Annotated in this window: 20 protein-coding genes; 17 read left to right on the forward strand and 3 right to left on the reverse strand. The window is 53.3% G+C overall.

Annotation, left to right across the window (positions count from 1 at the left end):
- Positions 1 to 271 precede the first annotated feature (271 nt).
- The 6 genes from G8770_RS10500 (at position 272) to G8770_RS10525 (ending at position 6,708) form a co-directional block, all read left to right on the forward strand.
- Positions 272 to 910 (forward strand): TetR/AcrR family transcriptional regulator, encoded by a 639-nt coding sequence (locus G8770_RS10500; RefSeq protein WP_167185900.1) that lies wholly within the window; start codon positions 272 to 274, stop codon positions 908 to 910.
- Positions 911 to 1,195: 285 nt separating this feature from the next.
- Positions 1,196 to 1,957, forward strand: a complete 762-nt coding sequence (locus G8770_RS10505; RefSeq protein WP_167185903.1) for an SDR family oxidoreductase — start codon at positions 1,196 to 1,198, stop codon at positions 1,955 to 1,957.
- A 425-nt stretch (positions 1,958 to 2,382) separates the two neighbouring features.
- Positions 2,383 to 3,612: a CaiB/BaiF CoA transferase family protein gene (locus tag G8770_RS10510; RefSeq protein ID WP_167185905.1), complete on the forward strand. Its 1,230-nt coding sequence runs from the start codon at positions 2,383 to 2,385 to the stop codon at positions 3,610 to 3,612.
- A gap of 114 nt (positions 3,613 to 3,726) precedes the next feature.
- Entirely contained in the window at positions 3,727 to 4,488 is a 762-nt protein-coding gene (locus G8770_RS10515) for an SDR family NAD(P)-dependent oxidoreductase (RefSeq protein WP_167185908.1), read from the forward strand.
- A 38-nt stretch (positions 4,489 to 4,526) separates the two neighbouring features.
- Positions 4,527 to 4,937, forward strand: coding sequence for a nuclear transport factor 2 family protein (locus G8770_RS10520; RefSeq protein ID WP_167185911.1), 411 nt, complete (start codon positions 4,527 to 4,529; stop codon positions 4,935 to 4,937).
- 172 nt (positions 4,938 to 5,109) lie between these two features.
- Positions 5,110 to 6,708 carry an SMP-30/gluconolactonase/LRE family protein gene (locus G8770_RS10525; RefSeq protein WP_167185914.1) on the forward strand — a complete coding sequence of 533 codons (1,599 nt, stop codon included), beginning with the start codon at positions 5,110 to 5,112 and terminating at the stop codon, positions 6,706 to 6,708.
- A gap of 82 nt (positions 6,709 to 6,790) precedes the next feature.
- On the opposite strand, the gene G8770_RS10530 is transcribed toward G8770_RS10525, so the two are convergent.
- Together G8770_RS10530 and G8770_RS10535 are read right to left on the reverse strand one after the other, a co-directional pair.
- Complete coding sequence (locus tag G8770_RS10530; protein ID WP_208022187.1) at positions 6,791 to 7,444, reverse strand: carboxymuconolactone decarboxylase family protein; 654 nt, start codon at positions 7,442 to 7,444, stop codon at positions 6,791 to 6,793.
- Between the two features lie 370 nt (positions 7,445 to 7,814).
- A complete protein-coding gene (locus G8770_RS10535; protein WP_167185917.1) occupies positions 7,815 to 8,627 on the reverse strand; it encodes an IclR family transcriptional regulator in 813 nt (270 codons plus the stop codon).
- Between the two features lie 200 nt (positions 8,628 to 8,827).
- Between G8770_RS10535 and G8770_RS10540 the strand changes: the two genes are divergently transcribed.
- From G8770_RS10540 to sugE, 11 genes are all read left to right on the forward strand, one after another.
- Complete coding sequence (locus G8770_RS10540; RefSeq protein WP_167185920.1) at positions 8,828 to 10,393, forward strand: acetate--CoA ligase; 1,566 nt, start codon at positions 8,828 to 8,830, stop codon at positions 10,391 to 10,393.
- A 17-nt stretch (positions 10,394 to 10,410) separates the two neighbouring features.
- The gene (locus G8770_RS10545; RefSeq protein ID WP_167185923.1) at positions 10,411 to 11,538 is read left to right on the forward strand and encodes an FAS1-like dehydratase domain-containing protein; all 1,128 of its coding nucleotides are present in this window, start codon (positions 10,411 to 10,413) and stop codon (positions 11,536 to 11,538) included.
- 343 nt (positions 11,539 to 11,881) lie between these two features.
- On the forward strand, positions 11,882 to 13,096 hold the full coding sequence (locus G8770_RS10550) for a CaiB/BaiF CoA transferase family protein (protein ID WP_167185926.1): 1,215 nt from the start codon (positions 11,882 to 11,884) through the stop codon (positions 13,094 to 13,096).
- A 219-nt stretch (positions 13,097 to 13,315) separates the two neighbouring features.
- Positions 13,316 to 14,227 carry an SDR family NAD(P)-dependent oxidoreductase gene (locus tag G8770_RS10555; protein WP_167185929.1) on the forward strand — a complete coding sequence of 304 codons (912 nt, stop codon included), beginning with the start codon at positions 13,316 to 13,318 and terminating at the stop codon, positions 14,225 to 14,227.
- A gap of 107 nt (positions 14,228 to 14,334) precedes the next feature.
- Positions 14,335 to 14,739, forward strand: coding sequence for a PaaI family thioesterase (locus G8770_RS10560; protein ID WP_167185931.1), 405 nt, complete (start codon positions 14,335 to 14,337; stop codon positions 14,737 to 14,739).
- A 295-nt stretch (positions 14,740 to 15,034) separates the two neighbouring features.
- Complete coding sequence (locus G8770_RS10565; protein ID WP_167185933.1) at positions 15,035 to 17,158, forward strand: TonB-dependent siderophore receptor; 2,124 nt, start codon at positions 15,035 to 15,037, stop codon at positions 17,156 to 17,158.
- Positions 17,159 to 17,254: 96 nt separating this feature from the next.
- Positions 17,255 to 18,376, forward strand: a complete 1,122-nt coding sequence (locus G8770_RS10570; RefSeq protein ID WP_167185936.1) for a PepSY domain-containing protein — start codon at positions 17,255 to 17,257, stop codon at positions 18,374 to 18,376.
- Positions 18,377 to 18,643 carry a hypothetical protein gene (locus G8770_RS10575; RefSeq protein ID WP_167185938.1) on the forward strand — a complete coding sequence of 89 codons (267 nt, stop codon included), beginning with the start codon at positions 18,377 to 18,379 and terminating at the stop codon, positions 18,641 to 18,643.
- Between the two features lie 151 nt (positions 18,644 to 18,794).
- Entirely contained in the window at positions 18,795 to 19,280 is a 486-nt protein-coding gene (locus G8770_RS10580; RefSeq protein WP_167185941.1) for a CDP-archaeol synthase, read from the forward strand.
- A 19-nt stretch (positions 19,281 to 19,299) separates the two neighbouring features.
- Positions 19,300 to 19,863 carry a CDP-alcohol phosphatidyltransferase family protein gene (locus tag G8770_RS10585; RefSeq protein ID WP_167185944.1) on the forward strand — a complete coding sequence of 188 codons (564 nt, stop codon included), beginning with the start codon at positions 19,300 to 19,302 and terminating at the stop codon, positions 19,861 to 19,863.
- 179 nt (positions 19,864 to 20,042) lie between these two features.
- Entirely contained in the window at positions 20,043 to 20,360 is a 318-nt protein-coding gene (gene sugE, locus G8770_RS10590) for a quaternary ammonium compound efflux SMR transporter SugE (RefSeq protein WP_167185947.1), read from the forward strand.
- A gap of 41 nt (positions 20,361 to 20,401) precedes the next feature.
- Here the strand turns inward: sugE and G8770_RS10595 are convergent, their stop codons facing one another.
- Positions 20,402 to 21,046, reverse strand: a complete 645-nt coding sequence (locus tag G8770_RS10595; protein ID WP_167185950.1) for a TetR/AcrR family transcriptional regulator — start codon at positions 21,044 to 21,046, stop codon at positions 20,402 to 20,404.
- Positions 21,047 to 21,178 lie beyond the last annotated feature (132 nt).

Here is a 21,178-nt window from a genome sequence, read left to right on the forward strand (position 1 = left end):
TAACATGTGCACCCTTGGCCATGCCAGGATAGTGCCAGTGCCTGGCGTTGAAGTTGGCGTCGATGTTGAATGCAGCTGATCAACATCGACTCGGTGTGCAAAACCGTTCATTTAAATTGCCTGATGTTTTTGTTTTATTCTTTCCTGTCGTACTGCTTTTTCCGCCAGGGACAGTTCTCTGCGTTGACATGATTGCGCTATAGAGCCACTATTATTGGCAGTGAACGACACTGGTGATCATAGAACTATTATAAGAATATGAGGGGGCAGTTTGCGCAAGAACAGTAAGGAAGCAACCCGTGAGGCTATTTTGGCGGCGGCACGAACCGTATTGGCCTCAGACGGACCTGAAGCGTTAAAAGTATCCCGAGTGGCGGCTTTGGCCGGCATTAATCGTGGTACCGCCTACCAACATTTTCAAACCCGTGAGGACCTGATCAAGGCCACGGTTGAGTGGGTCAGTGATCATTTGTCATCAACGATATATGGTGATCTGGAGTTCAACGAAGACGGCTCGTTGGTTGAACTGAACCCTGGGAGTATTTATGAAGTCATTTCCCTGATGGTTAATTTTGCCGTTGAAAACCCGACCTTGGGGCGAGTCTGGTTGTTCGAGCTGTTGGCATCCGAGAACCCCGGGGAGGATAAGTTTTTCCGCTTGTTTAAGAAGACCACGCAACAGCTGGCGGAGAGTCAATACAGTCAGGGTGATATTGATGTCGAGGCATTGTCAGTCATTGTCTTATCCGGGTATTTTATCTGGCCGGAGTGGGTCAGGGCACACGCGGATACCGACAGCGCAAGAGCGGGCATGGCTGCCCGTATGAGTCGGGAAATGCTGCGTTTGTTTATGCATGGCGTGTTAAAAACAGAAGAGTTTCCACAGTTTGAAGATATTTTAAAACAATAATCCGTTCACTGTGGGATCTACCGAAGGGCGCCTGTGGCGCCTTTCTTTTTGTGCGCCTTCTTGCCTGCAACGGGAATTTACCTTTAGGCGGTAGTTTTGGCAGTGTTTTCGAGTAATGGCAGGCTGAACCCCATGGATAAAATGGCCTGAACGGTCACTTGATTTGTTAGGAATGTGGCCGCGATTGGTATATATTAGACAACAGTGATGTCTAAGTGAATGCGCACCACACAACAATAAAACCGGGCTGCGGCTGGGTTATTGCGAAAAATAAGGAGTCATAGAGTGACAGAAAATACAAAAGTGGCCGTTGTTACGGGGGGAGCATCTGGAATCGGTGCTGAAGTTTGTCGTTATCTGGCTAAAGATGGTATCGATATTGCCATCTGGGATCTGAATGAAGATTTGATGGCCGAGATCGCTGCAGAAATTAAAGCGATGGGGCGCCGAGTTACTATGGCGGTCGTCGATGTCTCCAGTCGTGAATCCATAGAAGCGGGTGCGGCCAAAACTCGTGCGGTCTTGGGGCCAGTGACGATTCTGGTGAACAGTGCTGGCATGCATTCCACCGCTCCTTTGGCCGAGATTGATGACGCGACCTGGAACAAGGTAATGGCGGTCAACCTGACCGGTTCTTACCTGGTGGCACAAACTCTAGCGCCTGATATGGAAGCTGCTGGCTGGGGCCGCATTGTGTTTATTTCTTCCTCCAGTATTCAAACGGGCTCTCCCAATATGGCGGCTTACATTGCTTCCAAGGGCGGTGTGATAGCGCTGACAAAAGCACTGGCTGTTGAACTTGGCCCCAAAGGCATCACCGTGAATAACGTACCACCGGGTATGGTTGTTACACCAATGTTGAAAAACCTGGAAGAAAATGGTGGCCTGGGCCCGGGTGGTGCTGAAGCTCTTGGGCAGCATTTGCCCGTTCGCAAGGCGGGTAAGCCCGAGAATATCGCTAAAGCAGTTTCTTATCTGTGTTCAGAAGAGGCTGGCTACGTCACTGGACATACCCTCAGCGTTAACGGCGGTCGCTATATGAACTAAGCCGTGACACGGGCTGGGTGGTGACATCCTCTGAGGTCGTTACCAGAATTCAGTAGTCGCAACACTTAGTAATTCAGCATTTTGTAGTTACGGCTTTATCGAGCTACGGCGCTACGTGGTGACAAAGCTAAGCTGTCAGCGATATTGGTAGCAGCGTATTGATGCAAAAGCCGGTGTAACAGCCGGCTTTTTAGGTTTCTGCTGGCGCTGGCATGACATTGTCACAAAGCGTTGGTTGCCCGGTAAATACGGTGCAGATTTGCATAAGCGCGCTCGAAGGTCGAGCGTCAATTGCTTCTCTATAATTGAACAACACTGTTGATTTGGTGGTTGCAGGCGCTGTATTATGGTGCTTTCATTAATCTGCGGCGATGTCGATTCTGCTTTGGCATCAACGGGCCGCCTGATTTGGTAGGGGACGACGAATGACTGATTCACAAGCACTGGAAGGGGTCCGGGTACTGGACTTGACCCGTGTACTGGCTGGTCCTTTTTGTGGCCAGATTCTCGGTGATCTTGGCGCCGATGTGACTAAAATCGAGCGCCCGGGGGTGGGGGACGATGGGCGCATGTATGGCTTTTCGTCTCTGCTGGACAGCGATGGTAACAAGACACGAGAGTCGGCATTCTATCTGACGGCCAACCGCAATAAAAAGTCGGTGACCTGTAACCTCTCCAGGCCGGAAGGTCAGGAGTTGATCCGCCGTCTGGCCGCCGACAGTGATGTGCTGATTGAGAACTACAAGGTGGGTAACCTGAAGCGCTATGGCCTGGATTATGAGAGCCTGAAACAGGTCAACCCCAAACTGATCTACTGCTCGATTACCGGTTACGGCCAAACCGGCCCCATGGCTACCCGACCTGGCTATGACGGTTTGTTCCAGGCCACTGGTGGCATGATGGCGGTGACGGGCATTCCGGAAGGTCAGCCAGGAGCGGGTCCCTTAAAGGCCGGTCCAAGTCTGGTGGATGTGTTTACCGGTCACAACGCCGCGCTGGCGATTTTAGGTGCCCTGAATCAACGCCACACGAGCGGGGAGGGTCAGTACATCGACGTGGCTCTGCTGGACTGTTCCGTGGCGATGACCTCGCACATCATGCAGGATTATCTGGTTTCCGGAGTTGCGCCTCCGCGACTCGGTAACGGTGGCAATGGCGGTGGCCCGGCAGATCTGATCAATTGCGCGGACGGCATTATTTATATCACCGCGGGTACTGATGAGCACTGGCGGGTACTGTGTGATTTGATGGAGCGCCCGGATCTGTTTGATGACCCGCGTTTTAACTCCAATCCTAAGCGTGGCACCAATCGCAATGAACTGGTGGCGATCATCAATCAATGGAGCATGGGTTGGAAGGCGGCTGATCTGCTTGAGGCTTTGGACAGTATTGGCTTGCCGGCGGCGCGCTATAACGAATTGCCAGAAGTGTTTGACGACGTGCAGGTTCAGCATCGTGAACTCAAAGTGACGGTACCGCACCCGGTGGCAGGCGAAGTTACTATGCTGGCAAGTCCGCTGGCGTATATGTCAGGCTCGCCGATGAAATATGTGGCACCGCCGACGATTGGCCAGCACACCGATGAGATTTTGGCTGAGCGTCTGAACATGTCTTCGCAAGAAATTGCCCAACTGCGCGAGACGGGTATCATTTAATCTCTGAATCCGGTCGATGTCCGCGAGCCTGGCTGTGAGCAAAGCGGGGAGAGGAGCGGTCGGATTAGAGCTAAAGCCTGGCAATGTCTTAAATAACATAAAGGTAGAATTCCAATGAAAGTAGCAATCATTACGGGCGCCGGCAGCGGCATTGGTCTGGCCACCGCCAAACAGATGCACGAGATGGGTATGGCCATTGTGGGTGTGGGCCGCAGTCAGAACAAGCTGGATACTCTGGTTTCGGAACTGGACAACAGCGACCGTGTGGCGACTCTGTCGGTAGATATTACGGCTGCGGATGCGCCTCAGAAGATTGTGGACTTTGCCCTTGAGCGTTTTGGCGAGATCAATTTTTTGGTCAATAACGCCGGTATCGGCGCGCCCAAGCCACTGCATGAAACCGATGATGAAACTCTGGATTACTTCCTCGACATTATGTTGCGCGCCCCATTTCGTCTCTGCCGCGAGGTGATTGGTCACATGAAAGACGGCGATGCCATCGTTAACATTACCTCAACCTACGCAGTGATCGGTGGCCGCCGTGGCGGTGCTTATTCCGCGGCAAAAGGGGGCCTGGCTTCGCTGACTGAGCACATGGCGTGTGAATACGGTCCATTGGGCATTCGTTCCAACTGCGTGGCGCCTGGTGTCACCATGACCGACATGGTGAAAGAGCGCATGAACGACAAGGCCTTCCGTCGTACCAACATCGAAACCACGCCTTTCCCGCGTCTGGGAACGGTTGAAGAAGTGGCTGGCACCATTGCCTTTCTGTGCTCGCCAGCCGCTGGTGCGATCAACGGCCAACAAGTGGTGGTGGATTGCGGTTGGACCTCAACCAAATATCTCTCCCAGTCGGTGCTGGATCTGGATTGATTGGTTTTACATGACGATTTGCGCAACAGGAGAGAAAAATGAGTAAAGGTTCGGTTGAGGATCGGCTGGCAATTCGCGAGCTGATAGAAACCTTCGCTGTGGGGGTGACCACCATTGATCCCGATTTGTGGGGCAGTACCTGGGCGCCAGAGGGTTGTTGGAAAACGCCTTCCATGCCAGCGGTTGTCGAAGGTAAAGAAGCTGTGGTGGAAAAGTTCAAACAAATGATGGCCTACATCAATTTTATGAGCATGAGTGCTGTGCCGTCACCGACGGATTTGGTGTTCGACGGCGACAAGGCCATCGGCCGAACCTATTGTCGCGAGCTGATATTTCCCAAGGCCGGCGGTCAGAAAATAGTGATTGGTTTTTTTGACGATGAGTATGTGAAGCGGGACGGCCAGTGGCTGTTCACCTCGCGTTTGTATACCGTGATCGGAGCGCAGTAAGACACCAGCGCTCATTTTCACAATACCCGGCGATTGATGGGCTTTATTGGCCATGGTTAGTTGTTGACCGCAGCCAATGGTCGTGGATTTCCCCGCATAGGGTCGTAGGTTTCCCTGCATACTGTCGTAGGTTTCCTTGCATACTAAAGCGATAATAAATGAGGACTTATTGATGTCTTTTGAAAGCGGACGTTACACCGCCGGTCATGCCCCCTCGGTGGCAGATGGCTGGAAGCTGGAGCGCTTGACGGAGCCCAGTCGTTTGTACGGGGCCAACGGTATTCGCACCGGTGCAGATGGGCGTATTTACGTGGCTCAGGTTTCGGGTAGTCAGATCAGTGCCATCGATGTTAATTCTGGCGCAATTGACATTGTCAGCCCCATGGGTGGTGACATCATTGGCCCGGACGACCTGGTGTTTGACGATCACGGTAACATGTTCGTCACTGAATTTACCGAAGGCCGGGTCAGTGTGAGGGAGACGAACGGCCGTACTCGTGTGGTTCACGGCAACCTGCCTTCCGCCAACCCCATTACGGTTTACAACGGTCGTTTGTTTACTGGTGAGTGTCGTCCCGATGGGCGTCTTCTGGAACTGGATCTGTACGGTGGCGAACCGCGCATCATTCTTGAAAATGTTCCCATGCCGAACGCGATGGAAGTGGGCCCTGATGGCAAGTTGTATGTTCCGATCATGGGCACCAACGAAATCTGGCGGGTTGATTTTGAAACCGGTGCCCGCGAGGTGGTTGCCACCGAACTGGGTGTGCCCGATTCCGTCAAATTCGATGCTCAGGGTTTTATCGTCTCGACTCAAGTGGGCAGCGGCGAGGTGCTGCGCATCAATCCCAATACCGGTGAGAAAACCGTATTGGCCAGTATTGCTCCGGGTCTGGATAACTGTACCTTTGTCGGCGAGCGATTGTTTGTGTCCAGTATATCCGGGCAGATCAATGAAGTTTTACCCGGTGGTGAATTGCGTTCACTGATTCACGACGGTCTGCAATGGCCATTAGGGTTGGCTGTGGCTGAGGACGGCGTGCTGTTTGTGGCCGACGGTGGTTACAACTACGCACTCAAGCCTGGCGGTGAACTTAACTGTATCGGCATGCTGTTTACCCCCGGCTGTCCGGGTTATGTTCGCGGCGTCGTCGCGGACGCTCAGGGACAGTTTCTGGTGACCACGGCCATGGGGCAGGTGTCGCGCTGGAATCCGGCTCAACAGCAGAGTGAAGTGCTGGCCGAGGGCTTTGACAGGCTCTACGGTCTGGCGAAAGTCGATGCGAACACGGTGATCGTAGCGGAATGTGGTACTGGTAAAGTGCTGGCCATCAGCACCGGGCAGGTACGGGAATTGGCCTCCGGTCTCAATGAACCCATGGGCGTTGCACTGACAGCCGACGGCACTTGTTTGGTCAGTGAAGAGGGTGCAGGCCGAGTGGTAAAAATCACCGCTGCCGGAGCCGAGACTCTGGTGGATGACCTGCAGCAACCGCAGGGCATTCTGGTGGTGGGTGAGATGCTTTACATTGTCGATGCCGGGGCTAAAGAGCTGGTGGCGGTTGATTTGAGCAACCACAGCCGCAGTGTTTTGGCCGCGGATCTGCCGGTGGGACCACCGCAGGGTGTGGTGCCGAAGTTTCTGCGTGGCGTGCCACCTTTGTCCGGGCCGATGGGATTGTTTGCCGGTATTGCCGCAGGCAGTGACGGGACCTTGTATGTCTCTGCCGATGCCGAAGGCAGTGTTTTGGCAGTGCGTCCCGAGCGATAAGGTGAAGCGTCAGCGGTAAGTCCGCTGGCCCCCAAAAGCCACAGCCACCTTGCGGGTGCTGTGGCTTTTGGGTGTTGGCGGTTTAACGAGCGTCTAAACCTTGCTTACCCTTCGGGATGGGTAAGCGCAAACTGTTTTGCATGTAGGCAACGGTTTTGTATTGCCCGGCGATGACCGTCAGTTCAATCAGCTCTCTATCCGAATAGGTTTCGGCCAGATCCGCCCAGGTCTCGTCGGTGATCATGGAATCAAAGTGCAGTTCTTCCATGGCGCGAAGAGTGGCGCGATCATGCTTGTTCCAGCCCGGGGCGGACGAGCCTTCAATGACCCACTCAATTTCTTCCGCGCTGATGCCATTGCGTTTAGCAATGACCACATGTGAACCCCACTCAAACGGCGCCTGTGACAGCCAGCCAATGCGTAAAATCGCGAGCTCGCGATCGCGAATGGATAAATCACAGCCGGATAAAAATTGCTTGCCCACACCGAGGTGCGCCAGATAGAGCTCCGAGTGACGAATTAAAATTTCCAGGCAGTCCAGATCCTCTCGGGGCTTTTGTACCCCGTCGACAACCACCATGCTGATTTCATCCAGCACCTGTTGCTGTTCTTCGCTGCGTTCTTCGGGTGGCAGTGCGGCGATACGTGGTGGTTTGCCAAGAATGTACGCTTCACGGGACTCCGTGTCGGTGGTGATGGTTTGAAATTGACTGTGCGTGTTATTGTTGTCTGACACGGTAAGCTCCTCTGATGGCAGAATGATTCGGGCTATAGTACACCAAAAACATCAGACCATTAGGGTATTTGGTTGGCCATTGCGTCAATTATAGGCCACACGGTTTAAAGCCGAGCGACGTCCTCGGAGTGGGGGCTGCAGCGCACCTATCCGTTGCTGCAGAGCTCGTTGAATGTTGATAACCCTCAAACTTATTTGGACGATTTGCTTTTTTTTGCATTTTCATACGCCACGAAAAATTCTCAATTTTTGCCTGAATAATTTCAGAGAAAGAAAACAGGCCGGCATGTTGGGTCAGCCAGGCTTTCATCGTCAGGCGCCGGTATTTATTTTAGGCTGACGTATTCATGTGGGTTTCATGCTTTAAAAATCAGAGTTCTTCTCCGCTGAGCTGCTGTGATAATTTCCGGCCGGCGGTCACCATCGCCTGTTGCAGTTCCGGTAATCCTTGTCGTTGCAGGTTGCTGCCGATGCCAATGGCCACTAAGCCGTGGTTGAGTTTTTCCCGGGATTTCCATACCGGTGCCGCGACCACCGTGACACCGGCAATGTAATTGCCGGTGTCAATGGCAAAGCCCTGCTCGCGGGTTTGTTGCACCTGGGCTTGCCACTGTTCAAACGTGGGCGGCTCATCCCAGCGCAGAGAATGAAAGCGCGCTTCGATGTCTTCCTCGGGGTAGTTGCCAAAGGCGGCAATGCAACGCCCGGTGGCGCTGATCAATGCCGGAAAACGGCTGCCGATTTGGGCGCTGATCTGAAAGTTATTGCCAGCCTGGGAAGTCGCCACCACGATGATGTGCTCCAGTCCAACTATGTGAACCCCCAGCATCGTGACGTCAAACTCCTGGCTGATGCGATCCAGAAACGGTTGTGCGCGATCGGTAAATTTATTGCGTCTGAGCCAGTGTCGGGCGAGGGTCAGGACACCGGCTTCCAGTGCGTAACGTTTGGTGTCCGGATCGAAGGACACCAGTTCTTCTGCCACCAGCGCTCTCAACACATGCAAGCAGGTACTGGGCACCAGGTTCAATGTTTTGGCAATGGTTTGCAGCCCAAGTGCGGCATCACTTTTTCCCAGCAGGCGCAAAATGGCTGCTGCACGAGCGATAGCCGGTGCTTTACTCGTTTTGACGGACTCGGCGAGTTTATTCTGCGGCACTGTTTTTTGCGTAAGTTCAGTCATTTCACGACCCTGATTCTGTGTATGGCGTGACAATAAACTATTGTTGTCTGGTTTGGAATGCAAGCCTATATTTCGATATATAAAATCATATTCTATATTTACAACAATGTTTGGCTGTGGCATTGTTGTGTCTCACCAAAAGACGGCGCGGTTGTAGTGGTGCTGCGTTAAAGCAAAAATAATCAATACCTGGTGGGTCCATGGTCAAGCTAACTGAGTACACATCCTTTGCGGATGCCCAGGCGCATGCCAATTCAGCGGCGTTGTGGGAACTTTTTGACGGCGATAAAGATTATCTCAACATTGCCAATGAGTGTATGACGCGCCACGCGGATGGGAGCGGACGCACCGCTGTGCGTATTGCCCACGCCGATGGCAGCGACGAAATCCTGGCCTTTGATGAGTTGGCGGCAAAATCTGCCCAATTTGCTCACTGGCTGGTAGAAAAGGGCATCAAGCCTGGTGACCGTATCGCGTTCATGCTCGAACCCTCTTTGCCTTTTTACACCAGCCTGTTTGGTGCAATGATGATGGGGGCCATCAGCGTTCCACTGTTCACCTTGTTTGGGTTGGATGGTCTGCGCTTGCGTGTCGATGATTGCCAGCCGAGCTTGCTGGTAACCAATGACGAAAAATTTGACATTGCCAGCCGGGTTGACGGGTTGAATACCGTCGTTGCCAACGACAGCCTGCTGGAAGAAATCAGTGGTTACCCAACGACCTTTGCGGCCAAAACCAAAGCGACTGATCTGGCGGTGTTTCAATACACATCGGGCACCACGCGTGAATTGCCTGCGGCGGTTAAGCACACTCACAAGTCGCTGGTAACCTTGATGTTTGCCGCTCTATACGGCACCGGTATCCGGCCAAAGGATCAGTTTTTCTGCCCGTCGTCACCCGCCTGGGGACACGGTTTATGGCATGGCACTCTGGCACCGCTGGCCATGGGTGTGACCACTGGAACCTTTGCCGGTCGGTTTGATGCAGAACGCCTGATGCAAGCCCTGCAGGATTATAAAATTACCAACATGTCTGCAGCGGCAACACATTACCGGATGATGAGAAATTCCGGCGCGGCGGACAAATTCAACTTTTCCATTGAGAAGCTTTCCTTCACCGGTGAGCCCTGCGATACCGCAACGCTGGAATTTATCGATAAAACATTCCATGTGCCGGCGTGCAGCATGTACGGCACCACCGAGATCGGTGTGGTATTGGTGAATTTTCCAGGTGCTGACGACTATCAAGTCAAACCCGGTTCATTAGGTAAGCCAATTCCCGGATTAAAACTGGAAGTACAGCGTGCCGACGGTACCCCAACCGAACCGGAAGAGGTGGGCGAACTGATGCTGTGGAAGCGCGATCATTGGGAAACCACCAAGGATCTCGCCAAGGTAGATGCACAAGGCTACCTCTACCACTGCGGGCGTGCTGACGACGTGATCATTTCCGCGGGCTGGACCATGAGTGCGGTGGAAATTGAAAACACTATGCTGAAACACGATGACGTTCAGGAGGTCGCGATTATTGGTGTCCCTGATGAGGCGCGTGGGCAGGTGGTGAAAGGGTTTGTCGTCACTGGTCGTGCAGCCAGCGATGAATTTGTGAAAGAACTGCAAACATTTACGCGGGAACGATTGGCACAGCATGAATTCCCGCGTCATATCGAATTTGTGAGTGAGCTGCCCAAAACGCCGGCAGGCAAGGTTCACCGCAAGATCCTGCGTGACCGTGAAGCTGCGAAAGCAGTGGCGGCCGGCAATTAAACTGAGGAGAAGAAAGAATGTCTACCAATAAATTTCCCAAAATCACCGAGGAAGGTTTGGCGGATCTGCGCGAGCGTATCGGCGTTAAGATCACCAATACCGTTGAACCCTGGAACTACGAAGCAACTCGTGATGCGGTGCGTCACTATGCTCACGGTATTGGTGATGATAACCCGCTGTGGTGTGACCCTGAATACGCCAAGAACACCAAGTTCGGTGATGTGGTTGCGCTGCCTAGCTTTCTGTTTACCACCAGCCGTATTATATCCGGTTACTGCGGTGGCCTGTCAGGTGTTCACGCCATGTGGGCGGGTGCAGACTGGACTTGGCACAAGCCGGTTATGCGCAATGACACCATTACGACAGAGGCCTACCTGAAAGATTTGGTGGAGCATCAGACCCGTTTTGCCGGACGTGCTTTCCAACAGATTTATCACGTTGATTTTTACAATCAGAACGGTGATCTGGTGGCTGAGGCCGACAGCTGGGTGTTCCGTACCGACCGCGACGAAGCCCGTGAGCGCGGTACCAAGTACACCGAAGTGAGAGGTAAGGTTGAGCCGTTTACCGACGAGCAGCTGGCCGAGTGGGGCAAGTTGTACGGCGACGAAGAAATTCGTGGCGCAGAAAAACGCTACTGGGAAGACGTGAACGAAGGTGATGAGCTGCCGCGCATGATGAAGGGCCCGATGACCGTGACGGGTTTCATCTGTTACGCGCAGGGCTGGGGTGGTCTGTACATCCGTGCCAATAAACTGGCTTGGAAAATGCAGCAGGCGCACCCGGGTCTGGGGATTAAAAACCGCTTCAATGTACCTGACTGTCCTGAGCGTGTTCACTGGGATGAGGCGTTTGCGCTGGAAGTGGGGGCACCGGGTGCCTACGATTACGGCCCCGAGCGCTGCTCCTGGTTGACGCATCATGCCACTAACTGGATGGGTGATGATGGCTTCCTGCGCAAGAGCAAATGCGAAATCCGTCGCCACAATCCGGACGGTGATGTCATTTTCATTGACGGTACGATTACCCGCAAGTGGGTTGAAGATGGCAAGCACCTGGTGGAAATCAAGCAAGTGGCTAAAACCCATCGTGATGAATTGTCAGCACAAGGTTATTCTGTGGTTGAACTACCGAGCCGCGGTTAATGGTTAACCCTGCTTCATAGCAGGTCATATCAGTCAGAGAAAAAAGGGGGTTCCTGCAATGGGAACCACCGTCTCTGGATCACATGCTTTAATTTCTTTATATGTTCACGTTGAGAGATTAAGGCGTTAGGATCCAGAGAGCTTTTTACAGCAGATCCAGTTTATTTAAGACGGTTCATTTATGAGCCTTTTTTAATAAAACGGATATGTAAAATAAAAAGACGTTACAAAGAACATTGTATCAATAATAAAAACGATTGCAGCCTGTGTGGTCATGCGATCACCCATTTCCGCAGAAGTGACTGAGACTACAGGTTACGACACTATGCAAAAAAAGAGCTCCATGACAGAGAGAGACGCCCAGGCTTGGGAGGGTCCTTTAACAGGGATTCGAGTACTGGATTTCACCCGGGTGCTGGCCGGGCCATCAGCCTCGCTCGCCCTCGCTGACCTCGGCGCCGAAGTGATTAAAATCGAGCCACCCGGCAACGGGGACGAAACCCGAACCTTTCCACCGTTTCGTGCCGGCGAGAGCCACTATTTCCTCAGTATCAATCGCGGTAAGAAAAGCATCGTGATCGACTTAAAAACTGAGGAAGGTCTGGTGCTGGCCAAAGAGTTGGCCGGCAAATGTGATGTGCTGATTGAAAATTACCGCCCGGGAGTGATGGATCGACTCGGGCTGGGGTATGAGGTGCTGTCAGAGTTGAATCCGGGGTTGATCTACTGCTCGATATCCGGTTTCGGTATGGATGGCCCGCTGCGCGACAGGCCTTCGTTTGATATTGTTTTGCAGGCGCTGTCGGGCGCACTGAGTGTCAATGGCGAGCCCGATTCACTGCCCACCAAAATGGGTATACCGCTGGGGGATCTCATCGGCGGGATCAATGGCCCTATCGGTATTTTGGCCGCCTTGCATGAACGCAATCGGACCGGCAAGGGGCGGATCATTGACGTCAGTTTGCTGGACGGGATGCTGGGTATGTTGGGCTATTTGGCCCAAATGGCTTTTTTTACTGGTGAAGACCCCAACCCCCAGGGTTCCCAACATCAAAATTTGGTGCCCTACGGTGCGTTTACCGCCCGCGACGGTTCTATCATCATAGCGTGTTTAACCAACAGCTTCTGGGGCCGAATTTGTCAGGCGCTGGAGCAGCCTGAATTAAGTCACGACACGCGTTTTGATAGTTTGGAAAAGCGTCGTGACCGTCGTGATCAGGTCAATGCCATTGTGTCGGCGTTTACCTCACAAAAATCGGTGCAGGAATTGGTGGACATTTTCACCGCTCATCAAGTGCCTAATGCACCCATTCTGGGAATACAGGAAGCCTTGTCACAGCCGCAGGCGGTGGCCAGAAACATGGTGGTGGAAACAGAGCATCAAACCCTGGGTAAAATTCCCATTGTGAACCGGCCGATTAAATTCCCGGGCAGCGAGCAACCCGTCCCCTCAGCGCCACCGGTGCTGGGTCAAAATACCGATCAGGTGCTCCGGGATGTACTGGGTTTGACGCCAGAGCGCATTCAGGCGCTGCGCGCTTCCCGCACGGTAGATTGATGTGAGTAGACACTTGGTTGGAGTCGCTGGTACGGTCAATTTTTAGTCAGAGTTTACTGGGTTTATCTTTCTATTGATGTTCATGGAGGTGTAGCCTGACGTTCATGACTTCTGTGTGGCCAGCACTTAGAATCCTGTGCAAACTTCAGGCATTGATGAAAAAACTCACCTGAAGGCGGGATAATAAGCCACCATAATCGAGCAGCAAGGGGAAAGCCGATGTCCGAATTGAGATTTGATGAGCGCGTAGCCGTGATCACAGGAGCCGGCCGGGGATTGGGCCGCGCATACGCTTTACTGCTCGCGTCCAAGGGCGCCAAGGTGGTGGTCAATGACCCCGGTGTCAGCATGAAAGGCGACGGTACCGATGCCGGGCCCGCCGAAGCGGTGGTGCAGGAAATTAAAGCCGCCGGCGGTGTCGCGGTCGCCAATACCGATTCAGTGGCCACACCGGAAGGGGGACAGGCGATGATCAACACCGCCCTGGACAACTTTGGCCGCATCGACATCCTGATACACAACGCCGGAATTGTCCGCCGCGCCCTGCTGGATGAAATCAGCATTGACGATTTTGAAGATGTGCTGGATGTGCACCTGCGCGGTGGCTTCCATGTCGTGCGGGCGGTTTTTCCGCACATGAAAGATGCCGGTTACGGTCGAATCGTGATGACGGGCTCCATTAATGGTCTTTACGGCAATGCCGGTGCCGCCAACTACAGTGTGGCCAAGGCCGGGTTGATGGGCTTGTCTAACGTTGCGGCGATTGAAGGTGCGGAGTTTGGCATCAAAAGCAATGTGATTTTGCCCGCGGCGGTCACCCGTATGTCCGAAGGCGTTGATACCAGCGCCTTTCCGCCCATGGACCCGGATCAGGTGGCACCGGCGGTGGGCTGGCTGGCGCATGAATCCTGTTCGGTCACCGGTGAAATGCTGATTTCAGCGGCCGGTCGGGTGGCGCGGGCTTTTGCCGCTGAAAGTGCGGGGGTCTATCAGCCGTCCTGGACGATCGAGCAGATTGGTGAGCAGATTGATGTGATTCGCAACTGCGACCACCCGCAAGTGTTTGCACCGGTTCCGACAGGCCATATTGATCATTTGAAATTCAGCTTTGCCATGGCGAGTCAGAAGTAGGGTCTGTCAGAATCACGCTTAGCTTAATAGAAACTCGGCATGAGCTTTGTTAATTGTCACAGATAATCGCTGTCGAACATTTATCACCAGATCGGTATTGAGTGACTATGGATAATTGGACCCGACGGGAAATGAAAGGCATTCCGGCATCGCTGGAAGCCCTCTGGACGCAGAAAGGTGATGATGGCTGGCGCTACGCGGTCAAGCTTGACGAAAGCCATGCCAACGCTCAGGGACTGATCCACGGCGGGGTGCTGATGACGTTTATGGATCACGCCCTGTCGTTGATGGTGTGGGAAAAATCCGACCGGGCATTCTGTTCCACGGTGCACCTCGACAGCCATTTTCTCAGTGCTGTGCGCCCGCCGGCGTTTGTAGAGCTGGAAGGTGAAATTCTTAAACAGGGACGCAATCTGGCGTTTGCCCGCGGGGTGTTGAAAGTCGAGGGCAAGGCCGTCATGGAGGGCAAGGGGGTGTGGAGCATTACCCGGCCCCAGCCGTCTGATGGTTGAATTCCGACTGGGAGGGGCTCACCCTCCCAGCCTTTGCTATCTCCCAATCTTTGCTATCCTTCAGCCTTGCCTATAGAGCGAGTGCGTCTCGGGCCATGAGTTGCTTCAGGCTATCAGCGATTCTGGCTTTTAGGCGTCAGCCACTCGAAATTCTGTCCATTCCAATACCGATTTAACATGAGCTTGTCTGTCAATTGTATGTCACAAATGATAATGATTAACATTTATGTTTACATGATCGTTTAGGTTGCTACAATACCCCCCAAATTCAACGCACTGTTTCTTGGGGAAAAACATGAGAAAGCCATTGTCCGTGGCGGTTTCCAGCGCCATTCTTACTTCAACCATTCTGGTTACACCCATCGCGTTAGCGCAGGGTGCAGCGGCGTCTGAGATTGAAGAAATGACCATCATCGGCATCCGGGAGGACCGCAAAAGCCGGGGTGCCACGGGGCTCGACTTGAGCGTTTATGAAACCCCGCAGTCGTTGACCATTATTGATGCGGCCACCATGGAAGACTTTGGGCTGGCGGACATCAATGCGCTGCTGAAAATGACCACCGGCGTCAATGTGGATTCCCCAGAGACCGACCGCACTTACTACAATGCCCGAGGCTTCGACATCACCAGCATGCATGTCGACAGTATCGGTATGCCCTTTGGCTCACTGATTGTGGGCGATGTGGATACCGCCATTTACGAGAAAGTGGAAGTTATCCGCGGTTCTAACGGCCTGATCACGGGCCTGGGGAATCCGTCCGGTTCCATCAACTATGTGCGCAAACGTCCTACTAATGACTTCGAAGGCTCGGTGAAGCTCTCTGGCGGTGAGTGGAACAACCGCCGGGCGGAAGTCGATGTGTCGACTCCGCTGACCGAGTCGGGTACCTGGGCGGCGCGTGCGGTGGCGGTGTATCAGGACAAGGACAGCTGGCTGGATCATTACAGTAATGATCGCCAGGTGGGGTATGTGGTGGTGGATGGTCAGGTGACCGACAGTGTGACCCTGGCCGTCGGTTACAGCCATCAGGACAATAACAGCAATGGCGTACTGTGGGGCGCGGTGCCCGTCATCTACAGCAATGGCGTCCAGGCCGATTACCGGGTGTCCACCTCCACTGCGATGGACTGGACTTATTGGGATACCCAAACGGATGAAACCTTCGTCGAATTAGGCTGGCAGATCAACGACCGCTGGCGTCTGACCGCCACCGCCATGCACACGGATTACGAAGAAAGCTCCGAGGTGTTTTACGTCTTCACCAACACCGGTTTGGATGTCGAAACGGGGCTGGGAATGGAAAGTTATCCTGGCAAATACGATGTGGAACGAGAGAACCTGATTCTTGATGCCAGCCTGAACGGTAATTTCAGCGCCTGGGGACAAGAGCACCAGTTGCAACTGGGGGTGAGTTCGGCGCAGAGCGATTCCGAATCCTTGGCTTATGCGGCCCTGAGCGGATTTGTTTCCATGCCGTCATTTCCCGGTTGGACCGGCAACGAGGTAGCGCGACCCACCTGGGCGGCGCCTTATGTCTCTGCCCATGAGGACATTGAACTCAATCGCATCTACGGCTCGTTACTGTTGTCTCTCACGGACAACCTCAACCTGATCCTGGGGCTGAACGCCGTGGATTACACCAACGATGGGGTCAGCTACGGTATCCCCACCGATTCCAGAGAGGATGGCAGCAGCCCCTACGTGGGCTTTACCTGGGAAATCGTTGATGGCTTGAACGCCTACGCCAGCTACAGCGATATTTATCAGCCGCAGTATGTGCTGGGTGAAGACCTGCAGGCTCTGGGCTCGGCGGAGGGCAAAAGCTACGAGCTGGGGGTCAAAAAGGCATTCACCAATAACACGCTGGTAAGCCTGGCGCTGTTCCGCACCGAGCAGTCAAACTTGCAGGAGTTTAAAGAGTACGGCGACGGCGACGGTGTTGATGACACTGATTACAGTGACGATTTCAACTACTCCATTTACCGTGGCATTGACGTTGAGTCCAAAGGCGTAGAGCTGGAAGTCACCGGCGACCTGACCGAGCAGCTTTCTCTGCAAGCGGGATTCACCCACCTCCAGATGGAAGATCCGAACGGCGACGAAGCGCGCACCTTTATCCCGCGCAACACCGCCAAGATGTTGCTGAACTGGGCTCCGGCCATGTTGCCTGACTTGAAACTGGGGATGTCGGCCCGTTGGCAGGATGGCATCTACTTCGATTCTGGCTACGGCCGCATTACCCAGGACAGCTATCTGGTGGTTGGCGGTTATGCCCGTTACGCCATTGCTGACGATTTCACCCTGAGTTTGAACGTGGATAACCTCACTGACGAGAAATACTTCAGCTCGGTGAAATACGAACAGGCGTATTACGCGGCACCGCGCAGCTACAACCTGTCGGCCAGCTGGAGTTTTTAACATCCACTAAGCGTTTTATATCGGAGGGTTACCTTCGAGATCACTGGATAACGGGGGCACTTGTGCCCCCTTTGTTGATTGTACAACGGGGCATTTGTGAATAAATCTCTCTTTAAAATCCACAGCTGGGCAGCACTGTTTGCGTTTATTCCGCTGCTGGTCATTTGCATCACCGGCAGTATCCTGGTGTTCAAACACGAAATTGATGCGCTGCTGATGCACGACAAGGTGCGGGTAGAACCCTTGGCTGAGCGTGTGCCTTTGGATAATCTGTTGGCCAGCGTAAACCAAGAACACCCCGAATATGAAGTGGTCGGTTGGGTTTTGTTCCAGGACATTGCCCGCGCCGATATGGTGTATGTCATGGAGAAGGGCACCAGTGAGTGGTCCTATCTGCTACTCAATGGTTATACCAATAGCTTGTTGTCCACCCCGGTCCCTCACGATCACTACCTCACCGACTGGCTGCTGGAACTGCACTACACCTTGCTGTTGCACGACACCGGGCTGCTGGTCACCAGCGTGTTTTCCATTGTGCTGTTGTTGTTGGGCATCACCGGTTTGATCCTGCACCGAAAGTTCTGGAAAAACTTTTTTACTCTGCGCTGGAACAGCCGCCTGGTCGTTTATTTTTCCGACCTGCACAAAATGGTGGGGATTATCAGTTCGCCGGTGCTGATCATTCTGGCGTTTACCGGTGCCTGGTGGAATATTTCAAGCTACCTGCACGAGTTGGAAGAGCATGCCGAGGGCATTGAGCATCACATCATGCAGGAACGCCTCTACAACGATGCCATATCTCTGGACGCCATCACTGCCGCAGCGCAACGGAGTCTCGAGGGTTTTACCCCAACCTACCTCTCGCTGCCCTGGGAGCCACAAGCCAACATCACCGTCTGGGGGGATGTGCCCACGGGCAATATTTTGAGCAGTCAATATTCCAGTACCGTGACCTTCGATGCTCAAAGTGGGGACAAACTCTCCAGTTATGACGTGCGTGAAGCGGGGCTGGGCGCTTTTATTGTGGACACCTACGGTCGCCTTCACTACGGCACCTTCGCCGGGCTTTTCTCCCGCATTCTGTGGGCGTTACTGGGGGCGTCACCCCTGATCCTGGCGATCACCGGTGTGACGCTTTGGTTCAAGCGCCGCAAGCAGCGGGCGCGGGCCAAGTTAAAACGTCGACAGCAGCCCAAGCCCGTTTTGCAGGGTAGCTGATTGCGCACGCAACAATTTTTCTTTCTTAAGCGGCAGACAGTGTCGGCAATGCGCGACTCTTTATTTCAAGGCAAATATTGGCTAAAGCTGTTGGCGCATTCACACTTAAAGGCCAGCAACATCTGGTCAAACGTGTTGTTTACAGCAACTGTGCCATTTGTTGCAGAAAAGTTAACAGCTTTGGCGTTACGCATTGACCCTAACGTTCAAACTGAAGAAATCGCTGGCAGTGTTATGGCCTTGGTACCCTGTCTGGAGCACCGTTAGAGGCATGGTCAGCTAGAGATATAGTCTGACAGAAATATAGCCAGGTGCCGTCACAGTTGCGGCACACTGATTGATTCGCTGTCACCATTAGACTTGCAGAAAAGCGCGTTTTGTTAAATGCTATAGAACACGCCCCAACCAAACACTCAACATGTCCAGTTCTGCTGTTGTTCTATTGTTGTTGATTATTGCGGCAAACAGCACGCCAGTGTTGCTAACCAGTCTCTTCGGAAGCCGCTTTAACCGTCCCGTGGATGGTAATCGGACGTTTCCTGGGGGCCGACCGGTGTTCGGCAAGAGCAAAACCTGGCGGGGAGTCATCGGTGCGATTCTGTGCTGTACCTTAGTGGCGCCATTGCTGGGTTACAGTGCGACCCTTGGTGCCAGCGCCGGTGCTTTAGCCATGCTGGGGGATCTATTTTCCAGTTTTACCAAGCGCCGCCTGGGGTTGGCCTCCAGTGCCCAGGCGCCTTTGCTGGATCAAATACCGGAGGCACTGCTGCCAGCCCTGGTGTTAAAAGGCGCTTTAGGGCTGGATGGGTTGGACGTATTAATGGTGCCAGTGTTGTTTTTGGTTTTGGAAGTGATTTTTTCCATCATCTTTTACAAACTGGGCATCCGCAAGACCCCTTATTGAAACCTAGAGACCAAGTGCCATGGGGTACCGTCAGGATTTATTCAAACCACCTAATCTGGTGAGTATGGTGCGGTTGTTCATGGCCCCGGTACTGCTCTATCTAGCGCTTAGACAACAACCTGGCTTGTATCTCGGCGCTGTGTGTTTTACCGTTTTTACCGATCTGGCGGACGGTTTTCTGGCACGCACATTACATCAAATTACGCCGCTGGGCTCATTGCTGGACAGCTGGGGAGACTTCACCGTTTATTTCACCATGGCTGTCTGCAGCTGGATCCTGTGGCCAGCGACTGTTGTGGAGCATCTGTCCGCATGGGTTGTCATTGTCCTCAGTTTTACGCTGCCGCCGTTGATTGGCTTGATCAAGTTCGGCAGTGTCACCAGCTATCACACCTGGAGCGTCAAACTGGCTGTGGCGGTTACCCTGATCAGCTATGTGTTGTTATTTGCCGATGTTCTGCACTGGCCCATTGATGTGGCTGCCTTTTTCTGCACGTTGGCGGCGATCGAAGAAATTACCATTACCCTATTGTTGAAACAGAAACGCAGTGATGTGCGGGGACTGTGGAAAATTTTCAAATAGCAGGTTTGTGTAATGGGTGATTTTATTAAGTGAATTTGGTTAAATGGCGACCATTGATGACCGAGGACAACGCTTGATTGACGATTGTACGTCTTCAGTCTCGTTAAGCGTTACGACGTGAGGACGACCTCACCTCTTGAAAACTGGCAGGGGACGACCCCGGAACACGAGAGGTGCTTATGCATTGGTTGATTCTGGTGCTAGCGGGTCTGCTTGAAATTGGCTGGGCAATTGGGCTGAAGTATACAGAGGGCTTTACGAAACTTTGGCCCACCGTCGGTACGGTGTTATCCCTGGTGGCGAGTTTTTTATTGCTGGGCGTGGCAATGAGAGCATTGCCGGTGGGAACTGCCTACGCGGTATGGGTAGGGATTGGGGCCGTTGGTACCGCCATACTGGGTATCGTGTTGTTCAACGAGTCTACCGAAATACTCAAGCTGGTCAGTCTTGGTTTAATCTGTGCCGGCATTGTGGGCCTTAAACTGGCCCATGGATAACCAGGCACTGTTGTCGAGCTAAAGCGGCTGGAATGAAAGGATTATGCGCAACTTTCGTTCTGAACCCTGTCAATCAACGCCGAGATATAGCTTTTAACATCCTCATGCCCTGCAGTAATTCCCAGGCTCTCTTCCATCACCAGCGTTCTGGCTACCGCCAGCAATAACAAATTTAGCCCGGCGGGTGTGAGGGATTCCTTGGCGGCAGCCTCGTGGTTCAAGGTTGCTTCCAGCAGTTTGGCTCGCCGTTGTCGAGTGTGTTGGGTGTAGCTGGCGATTTCCCGTTTGATGGCTTCGCGGTGACTGGCCAAAGCCATAAATTCCATCGCGATGGCGGTACGATCGGGGTCGAGAAAGTTAGCCCATAAACTGCCGAGGGGTAATGAGGACTTGAAGGCACCATCCTGCTTTTCTACCGTTGCTTCCACGGCACGGCGAAACACCGCTAAAAACAAATCATCGGTGGTGGGGAAATAGTAGTGGATCAGTGACGGCTTGACATCGATACTCTTCGCCACTCGGCGGCTGCTGACCGCTGCGTAACCCGACTCCAGCATCAGCCGTTCGGTGGCGTCGAGGATCAATGCCCGGGTCGCGGACTGCTCAGAACCCACTCGCTGTCGTACAGTGCTTTTCTTTGGCGGTGATTTTTCCGTAACCTTCTTGGGCGGCTTGCGATCTGTCATTGTGTCCTTCGCAATTACAGTGATTGAGCGACCGTATAATACGGGGCTAGCCGCTTTGGACCAAGTCTTAACAGCGATTGACTGCTGTTATCCAAGGCAGGTGGCCGGTGATTGTGCGAGGACGATACCAAT

Source organism: Pseudomaricurvus hydrocarbonicus (genome assembly GCF_011602365.1).
In the GTDB taxonomy this organism is placed as follows: domain Bacteria; phylum Pseudomonadota; class Gammaproteobacteria; order Pseudomonadales; family Cellvibrionaceae; genus Pseudomaricurvus; species Pseudomaricurvus hydrocarbonicus.